3 protein-coding genes and 1 pseudogene are annotated in these 4,353 nt (G+C 71.2%); 1 reads left to right on the top strand and 3 read right to left on the bottom strand.

Annotation, left to right across the window (positions count from 1 at the left end; translation table 11 throughout):
* Window positions 1–76 precede the first annotated feature (76 nt).
* Both ABZE72_RS15975 and ychF read right to left on the bottom strand, forming a co-directional pair.
* Complete coding sequence (locus ABZE72_RS15975; protein ID WP_372730025.1) at window positions 77–1,651, bottom strand: Calx-beta domain-containing protein; 1,575 nt, start codon at window positions 1,649–1,651, stop codon at window positions 77–79.
* Between the two features lie 93 nt (window positions 1,652–1,744).
* Window positions 1,745–2,821 (bottom strand): redox-regulated ATPase YchF, encoded by a 1,077-nt coding sequence (ychF, locus tag ABZE72_RS15970; RefSeq protein WP_372730024.1) that lies wholly within the window; start codon window positions 2,819–2,821, stop codon window positions 1,745–1,747.
* Window positions 2,822–2,921: 100 nt separating this feature from the next.
* Here ychF and ABZE72_RS15965 point away from each other — a divergent pair, with 100 nt between their 5' ends.
* Window positions 2,922–4,124 (top strand): cysteine desulfurase-like protein, encoded by a 1,203-nt coding sequence (locus ABZE72_RS15965; RefSeq protein WP_372730023.1) that lies wholly within the window; start codon window positions 2,922–2,924, stop codon window positions 4,122–4,124.
* Here the strand turns inward: ABZE72_RS15965 and ABZE72_RS15960 are convergent.
* Window positions 4,104–4,353: pseudogene (locus ABZE72_RS15960) on the bottom strand (CDP-diacylglycerol O-phosphatidyltransferase); the annotation flags it as partial. The gene ABZE72_RS15965 and the pseudogene ABZE72_RS15960 overlap by 21 nt on opposite strands.

The following is a 4,353-nucleotide window of genomic DNA, read 5'->3' as shown; positions in this document are numbered from 1 at the left end:
GTCGGGCCAACCGTGCGGAATCGTCGTTCACCTCGATGGGGGCCGACCTCACCTCGGTGGGGGCCGGCCCGCCGTCTCAGCGGTCGCTGGGCCTGATCCAGACCTGGGTCCAGCTCGGGGTGCCGAGCACCGCACGCTTGCGAGGCTTGGACAGGGTCACCAGGAGGTGCTCCGCCCCCTCGCCGCGGCGGTCGTCCAGGATCCGCACCGTGATGGAGCGGCGCTTGACGCCCCTGCCGAACCGGAGCTTCCCGGAGTTGGCCACGTAGTCCCGGCCCGCCTTCGCCGACGCGTTGCGGGTCCGGAACCGCACGGTCACCGCACGGTCCAGGGCCCCGGTCCGGGTCACCCGAATTCGGACCTTGCCGGTGTTCTCGCCCACCGCACGCTGCGTGAGGCGCTTGAAGGCGAGGACCGGTCGTCGGGTCTGGCGCAGGTCCCAGGCGGTCGCGCGGTAGTGCCCGCGGCGCCACGACCGTCCAACGACCAGGTCGCCGTCGATGTCGGCAGCCTCGCTGCCCCGCCAGGTCCCCAGACCGATCGGACGCGAGCCGTCCCCGGCCAGGTCGTGGACGAAGGCGTGGTCGCCCTGCCTGCGCACCCGGAAGCTCTGGAGCACGATGTCCCCGTCGATCCCGGTCGCCCGGGTCTTCGCGCCCCAGGTCTTGCCGAGCTCACGCATCGCCGGCGCCGGTGCCGCCAGGTCGTAGACGAACGCGCTCGGGTCCGTGGGACCGGTCGGTTCCGACCAACCCACCACCACGTCGTCGTCGACGTCCGCGGCCTCGCTGTACGCCCGACCGGGGAGGACGCCCAGGTCCTGCATCGCCGGCTCCTCGGCCGCGAGGTCATAGGCGAAGGCATGCCCGCTGGACCATCCGACGATCACGGAACCGCTGAGCCCGGTCGGGCTGCTCTCACAGCCTCCCAAGGTGCCCAGCTCGATCATCCGCGGCTCCTCGGCGGCCAGGTCGTAGGCGAAGGCCCGGAACGACAGGTCGTTGACGTTGCACCCCGGACCCTCGAACTCGGCGGCGTACCAGCCGGCGACGATGCTGCCGTCCACGTGCGTGGCAGCGCTCGTGTCCGCGCCGAGCGCGCCCAGGTCCTGCATCGCCGGGACCTCGGCGGCCAGGTCGTAGACGAAGGCGTGCGACTCCCCGGCGGCTGTCCGCGAGACACCCACCACGAGCGAGCCGTCCACGGCGCGGACCCTGGTCCAGCCACCGCCCAGTGAGCCGATGTCGCGCATCGCCGGGTCGACGTCAGCGAGGTCGTAGACGAACCCGTGCGGCACGTTGTCCACCAGGGAGTCCCCGACCACGATGCTGCCGGACACGTCGACGGCGTCACTGCTCTGGGCGCCGTCGACGGTCCCGAGGTCGATCATCTCGGGCTCGGCATCCGCCAGATCGACGGCGAACGCGTGGTACTCGTCGTCCGCCGTGCGCGACGACCCCACGACGACGGAGCCGTCCACCGCGGTGGCACCGCTGCTCTTCCCGCCGAGGTGGCCGAGGTCGATGCTCGTGGCGACCGGGGTCGTCGCGAGTGGATAGGCGGGCCCACCCGCGCCGGCCGACGCGACGTGGACGGGGGCGACGAGCAGCGGCACGATGAGAGTGACGACCGCGCCGACCGTCAGAGCCACGACCTTTCCGAGTCGATGCGACCGGGACCGAGAGCCGAGACGGTGAGAGACCATCGCTCGAGGCTAACTGCCCAGTGAGCTGCGCGGGCTACTTCACACGTTGAAGCGGAACTCCACGACGTCGCCGTCGGCCATCACGTAGTCCTTGCCCTCCATGCGCACCTTGCCGGCCTCCTTGGCCTTCTGCATGGTGCCGGCGGCCATCAGGTCGTCGAAGGAGACGATCTCGGCCTTGATGAAGCCGCGCTGGAAGTCGGTGTGGATCACGCCGGCGGCCTCGGGGGCGGTGGCGCCCTTCGGGATCGTCCAGGCGCGGGTCTCCTTGGGGCCGGCGGTCAGGTAGGTCTGCAGGCCGAGGGTGTCGAAACCGACCCGGGCCAGGGTGTCGAGGCCGGGCTCGGTGACGCCCATCTCGGCAAGCATCTCGCGGGCCTCGTCCTCGTCGCCCAGCTCGACCAGCTCGGCCTCGAACTTCGCGTCCAGGAAGATCGCCTCGGACGGCGCCACGATCTCGCGCATCCGGTCCTTGAGCGCCTCGTCGGCGAGCTCGTCGGCGTCGCAGTTGAAGACGTAGATGAAGGGCTTGGCGGTCAGCAGCGACAGCTCCCGGACCAGCGCACGGTCGACCGTGGTCGAGATGATCGGCGTACCGGCCTCGAGGTGCTCCAGCGCCTCCTTGGCGGCAGCGAGGTTGGCGACGACGGCCTTGTTGCCGCGCGCCTCCTTCTCCAGCCGCGGGATCGCCTTCTCGACGGTCTGCAGGTCGGCCAGGATCAGCTCGGTCTGGATCGTGGAGATGTCGTTGGCGGGGTTGACCTCGCCGTCGACGTGGGTGACGTCCTCGTCCCGGAAGACGCGGGTCACCTGGCAGATCGCCGACGACTCCCGGATGTGGGAGAGGAACTTGTTGCCCAGGCCCTCGCCCTCGGAGGCGCCCTTGACGATGCCGGCGATGTCGACGAACTCGACCGTCGCGGGCAGCACCTTGGCGGAGCCGAAGACCTCGGCGAGCTTCGGCAGGCGGTCGTCGGGGACCCCGACCACGCCGACGTTCGGCTCGATCGTGGCGAACGGGTAGTTCGCCGCGAGGACGTCGTTCTTGGTCAGAGCGTTGAAGAGGGTCGACTTGCCCGCGTTGGGAAGACCAACGATGCCGATGGTGAGTGCCACGGGCGGGGAGTCTACGGGCGGTCCGGGCCACGCTCCGAATCCATCAGCCGAGGCAGCGGACGTCCCGGGCGGGCGCGGTGGGCCGACCTAGGGTGGGCTCGTGCTCTCCGACATCCGCTCCGCCTTCCCCGCCCTGTCCCTCGGCACCGCCCACTTCGACGGCCCCGGCGGCTCCCTGACGCCGGCCGTCGTGGCGCAGGCCGTGGCCGACACGATGACCGCCGGCCTCTCCAACCGGGGCTCGATCACCGAGGGCGAACGGCGCGCGGACGCGGTCACCCTCGGGGCGCGCGCGGCGATGGCCGACTTCGTGGGGGGCGACCCGCGCGGCATCGTCTTCGGCCGCTCGATGACCCAGCTGACCTTCGACCTGGCCCGGACCCTCTCGGCCGACTGGGGCCCGGGCGACGAGATCGTGGTGACCCGGCTCGACCACGACTCCAACATCCGGCCCTGGCTGATCGTCGCCGAGCGGACCGGCGCCACCGTGCGCTGGCTCGACTTCGACCCGGAGACCGCCGAGCTCGACGACATCGAGTCGGTGCTCTCCGTGCAGACCCGGCTGGTCGCCGTCACCGCTGCCTCCAACCTCTTCGGCACCCGGCCGGACGTGGCGTCGATCGCGGCCGCCGCCCACGAGGTCGGGGCGCTGGTCTTCGTGGACGCCGTCCACCTCGCCGCCCATGCCCCGCTCGACATGGCCGCGATGGGCGCTGACGTGCTGGTCTGTTCGCCCTACAAGTTCTTCGGCCCGCACCTCGGGGTGCTGGCGGCGCGGCCGTCGTTCCTGGAGACGTTGACCCCGGACAAGCTGCTGCCCTCCAGCGACGCTGTCCCGGAGCGCTTCGAGATCGGCACCCTGCCCTACGAGCTGCTGGCCGGGGTCACCGCCGCGGTCGACTTCATCGCGTGCCTCGCCTCGGACGCTCCCGAGCGTCGCGACCAGGTGGTGGAGTCGATGACCGCGGTCGAGCGCCAGGAGGACGTCCTGCTCGAGCGGCTCCTGACCGGACTCGCCGCGATCGACGGGGTCACCCTGCACGGGCGCCCGAAGGACCGCACCCCCACCGTGCTGTTCTCGTTGGACGGACACACCCTGCGCGAAGTCCACGAACACCTGGCCTCACTCGGGGTCAACGCGCCGGCGAGCAACTTCTACGCGATCGAGGCGTCGCGCTGGGCCGGGCTGGGCGACGAGGGCGGCGTACGCGCGGGCATCGCGCCGTACACGTCCCCGGACGACGTCGACCGGCTCCTGGCCGGCGTCGCCGCTCTGGCCGGCTCAGGCGTCAGCGGTGCGTGAGCTGTCGAAGGTGAGCCAGAGGCTCACCGCGGTGTAGTAGACGACGTAGCCCAGCGACGTGGCCACCAGCCAGGTCGCCGCGTCCGGCAGCTGCGCGGTGATCCAGGCGAACAGACCCAGCCAGACGGTGGCCAGGGTCATGTTCAGCGTCCAGAGCCGGGCGGTGCGCGAGGGGTAGACGTACTTGATCGGCACGAAGACCAGCACCGCGAAGACCAGCAGCAGCGTC

It is taken from the genome of Nocardioides sp. (genome assembly GCF_041600255.1).
Classification (GTDB): Bacteria; Actinomycetota; Actinomycetes; order Propionibacteriales; family Nocardioidaceae; genus Nocardioides.
Note: the sequence above shows the minus strand (reverse complement) of the source record. Positions and strands in the feature narration are given on the sequence as shown.